General features: G+C 48.3%; 4 protein-coding genes. 2 read left to right on the top strand and 2 right to left on the bottom strand.

Annotated features, from left to right (window positions below; translation table 11 throughout):
* Positions 1-1,083: Ig-like domain-containing protein (locus VIP81_RS33430; protein ID WP_331972611.1), on the top strand; the 1,083-nt coding region annotated here is incomplete at its 5' end.
* A gap of 96 nt (positions 1,084-1,179) precedes the next feature.
* Here VIP81_RS33430 and bioB read toward each other — a convergent pair.
* Positions 1,180-2,160 carry a biotin synthase BioB gene (gene bioB, locus VIP81_RS33425; RefSeq protein ID WP_331972608.1) on the bottom strand — a complete coding sequence of 327 codons (981 nt, stop codon included), beginning with the start codon at positions 2,158-2,160 and terminating at the stop codon, positions 1,180-1,182.
* 40 nt (positions 2,161-2,200) lie between these two features.
* Entirely contained in the window at positions 2,201-2,812 is a 612-nt protein-coding gene (locus VIP81_RS33420; RefSeq protein ID WP_331972605.1) for a hypothetical protein, read from the bottom strand.
* A gap of 259 nt (positions 2,813-3,071) precedes the next feature.
* Between VIP81_RS33420 and VIP81_RS33415 the strand changes: the two genes are divergently transcribed.
* Positions 3,072-3,878: PLP-dependent aminotransferase family protein (locus VIP81_RS33415; RefSeq protein ID WP_331972602.1), on the top strand; the 807-nt coding region annotated here is incomplete at its 3' end.

Genomic DNA, 3,878 nt, shown 5'->3' with positions numbered 1-3,878 from the left:
TTAGGTACTGCCACCATTACCGCCACTACTACCAGCGGTGGCTTTACGGCCAGTACCACCGTCACCGTAACACCGCCTGTCACGGTTACCGGCGTAAATATTACACCGGACAGCGTGAGCATCGGCGTAGCAGATTCCTATACGTTAACCGCTACCACCGCTCCTGCCAACGCCAGCAACCAGAATGTAGCGTGGACCAGTTCCAACACCGCCATTGCTACTGTAAACGCCAGCACCGGCGCTGTAAAAGCAATAGCTGTAGGCACCGCAGTGATCAGAGGCGTAACGCAGGAAGGCAGCTATGCTGATAGCAGCATCGTCACCGTTATTCCGCAGGGACAATGCGGACAAATTGCTAACAACGGTTTTGAAAGTAGCCTCGTAGGATGGAGTAATATCAACAATGCATCGGGCATCACCACAGATGCACATAGTGGCCTGAAAGCGGTTGCTGTAACGGGTCAGGGCGGCGTAGGACGAGTACCTACCTTCTCCTTTGCCGTTGGCGACACCATCGTATTTACCGCATGGGCCAAAGTTTCCGGCGGGCCTGCCTGGGCAGGGTTTAGCCTGGATTTCCAGAATGCATCGTATGTGAAACTGGCAACGGCGCAATCTACCGTTACCGCTACCACTTACACCGAGTATACGCAAAGTGTGGTCATTCCGGTGGGCACCACTAACTTCAATATCTGGTCTTCCAAATCCGGCGCCGCAGGTATCCTATACCTGGATGATTTCTGCTTAACCGTGAAACCTGCCGGCGGCAGTATGTTGCGCAGTGCGAGTCTGACTTCCGTAGTCAAAGAAGCCGCAACAACTACCGGCAACATTTCGGTGAGCGCCTATCCTAACCCGGTCCAAAGCGATATGAATATCCGTTTAACCAATTACAACGGTAGCCGGATAGCCGCTACGCTTACGGATCTCAACGGAAGAATCGTATATGAGGAAATCATTTCCACACAGAAAGGAAGAACGCTTTACCGGTTGCATAATGCAAAGAAACCTGCAAAGGGCTTGTATATTTTAACCGTGAGAGGAGAAGGCATGAAGAGTAGTTTCAAAGTGTTGGTGCAATAGATGCTTTTATAACGTAAAAAGCGTGATACCATTTCGAATGGTATCACGCTTTTTACGTTATAAAAGCATCACGGTTTAAATATCATTCCTATCTGATCAACAGGCCGATACTTCTTTCTGACTCAGCTTAGGTTCCAGTCCCAGCGTTTGCAACATCTTCATATCTTCTGTTACACCTGGATTAGGCGTTACCAGGAGGGTTTGGCGTTCTCCGGTAAAGATAGAATTGGCGCCTGCCATGAAGCACCATGCCTGTTCTGATTCCGTCATTTCTATACGACCGGCGGTCAGGCGCACGGTAGATGCGGGCATTACAATTCTGGCGGTAGCAATCATGCGTACCATATCCCATGCATCTATTTTAGGATTGTCTTCCAGTGGGGTGCCTTTCACTCTTGCCAGCGCATTGATGGGAACGGATTCCGGATGCTTAGGCATGGTAGCCAGTGTGAGCAACATAGAAATTCTGTCGCGATGCGTTTCACCCAAACCGATGATACCACCTGAACATACCGTGATCCCGGCTTTGCGCACGTTGTTGATGGTATTGATCCGGTTATCAAATTTCCGGGTAGAAATAATTTCTTTATAGTATTCCTCTGAGGTATCGAGATTATGGTTATAGGCATATAGTCCGGCCTCCTGGAGGCGAACCGCCTGTTCTTCCGTGAGCATACCTAATGTGCAGCATACTTCCAGACCCAGGTCATTCACCCCTTTTACCATGTCTATCACGCGGTCGAAATCCTTGTTATCTCTTACCTCGCGCCATGCCGCTGCCATGCAGAAACGGGTAGACCCGGTTTCTTTCGCTTTCTGCGCATGTGCAATAACGGTGTCTGTAGGCAGCAATGCCTGCACCTTAATATCGGTATGATACCTGGCTGCCTGTCCGCAATAGGAGCAGTCTTCCGGGCATCCGCCGGTTTTGATGGATAAGAGAGTACATACCTGTATTTCTTTGGCGGAATGGCGTTCCCGGTGTACGGTAGCTGCCTGGTATACCAGTTCCATCAAAGGCTGGTCATAGATGGCCTGGATTTCTTCCAGGGTCCAGTCATTTCTGATAGCTGTCATCGTGCGTTATTGAGTGGATTATAAGTAGTGTATGCGTGTATTATGCGTACTGGTGTAGTTCCTGATCAATGGCGGCCAGCCAGCCATCAAACAACTGCTGTTCCAGTATCCGAACCTGTTCGGCATGTGCTTCCCAGTCGGTCGAAAACCGGGTGAGCTGATTGATCATTTCTTCGAGGTGGCCTTCTTCTTCCAGTATAATGGAGCGTACCATCACTTTACTCTGCGCTTTGTCCAGGGCGGCCTGGTATACCGGGTAAAGCAGGTCTGCACGTACTTCTATAGCATAGGTAACAAAGAGGTAGGCCGCATATTTTAACTGCCGGCCTTCCAGTCCGAAAGCCGTTTTCAGATAGCGGCAGGTTTGCATGTCCAGCTGGTGCAGGTAATGCCTGGTTTGCTGTGGCGCCAGCAGCTCGTGGAGCTGGTAAGTCTTACAGCTTTCCGGATCTATTTTAGCGATTTGTTTCTTCAGGTAATAAGCGTGGCGGTGTTCTTCGGCCGCATGTTTCAGCTGGATAAAGTCTACCAGCGTTGGATGTTCACAGGCGGATATTTTCCTGGCGCCGGCATTCTCCATAAAAGAGAGGGTGTTTAACCACCTGGCATGCAGGGAGTCACGGCCCACAATCTGTTCCAGTAAATCTTGCATATGGTACTTGTTTCGGTCCAAAAGTAGGCGCTTGCCGGATGATTCAGCTAGGCCAGTTTTTATATTACAGCTGGTCCGGTTTGTACGTCATCTTCCGTACTTCTTTATTTATGCCGGAAAAATCGGGGATTACGACCCTGTTTTCTTTCTAAATAATAAAAATTACCATCTTTATATATAAATTTAAAGATCATGTAAAAGGATTTTCCATGAAATAAAATATCTTGCCGGACTATTACACCGGTTGATGAATGATGCCATGAGTAGTCCGATTTCCGTTCCATATAAAAGTTTTGTACAGATAGACCGCCAGTCGGGTACCGCCATCTATTTACAGATCGCCCACCAGCTGATCAATGCTATTCAGCGGGGTTTCCTGGTAACCGGTACCCGGCTGCCCGGCACCCGGCATTTCAGCGAACTGCTGGCCGTTAACAGAAATACCATTGTGGCAGTATATGAAGAACTGGACGCCCAGGGCTGGGTACAAACACGCCCCAACAAAGGCACCTTCATTATCGGCAAAATAGATCCGAGGCCACAGAAAATTCGCCACACCCCCGAAAACCAGCTGGCGCATTATCCTAAAGTAGCCGGATTCTCTTTTTCAAAATCCAACCTGCTGGATAATCCCTTTGAGCACTCCTCCTGCGAATACGTATTCAACGATGGCACCCCGGATATCCGGCTTACACAGATCAGTCATTTATCCAGTTTATACAGCGCCAACCTGAAAAGAAAAAGTAACCATAAAAAATTAGGTTACTATAATCATGATGGCAGCGAGTTTTTCAAACAACACTTGTCTAACTACCTGAATCAATCACGCGGGCTGCATATCTCCAAAGACAATATCCTCATTACACGCAGTACGGAAATGAGTGTATTCATTACTTCAGAAATATTATTATCGCCGGGAGATATTGTACTGGTAGGATCACTAAGCTACTTTTCTGTGAACATGATTTTTCAGAAATCCGGCGCCAGGATTATGTCGGTGCCGATCGATGAAGATGGGATTGATGTAGCAGCGGTACGCGACATCTGCCAGAAACATAAGATCCGG

The organism is Chitinophaga sp., from assembly GCF_036566945.1.
Taxonomy (GTDB): domain Bacteria; phylum Bacteroidota; class Bacteroidia; order Chitinophagales; family Chitinophagaceae; genus Chitinophaga.
This window is presented reverse-complemented; position numbering and strand designations above follow the sequence as displayed.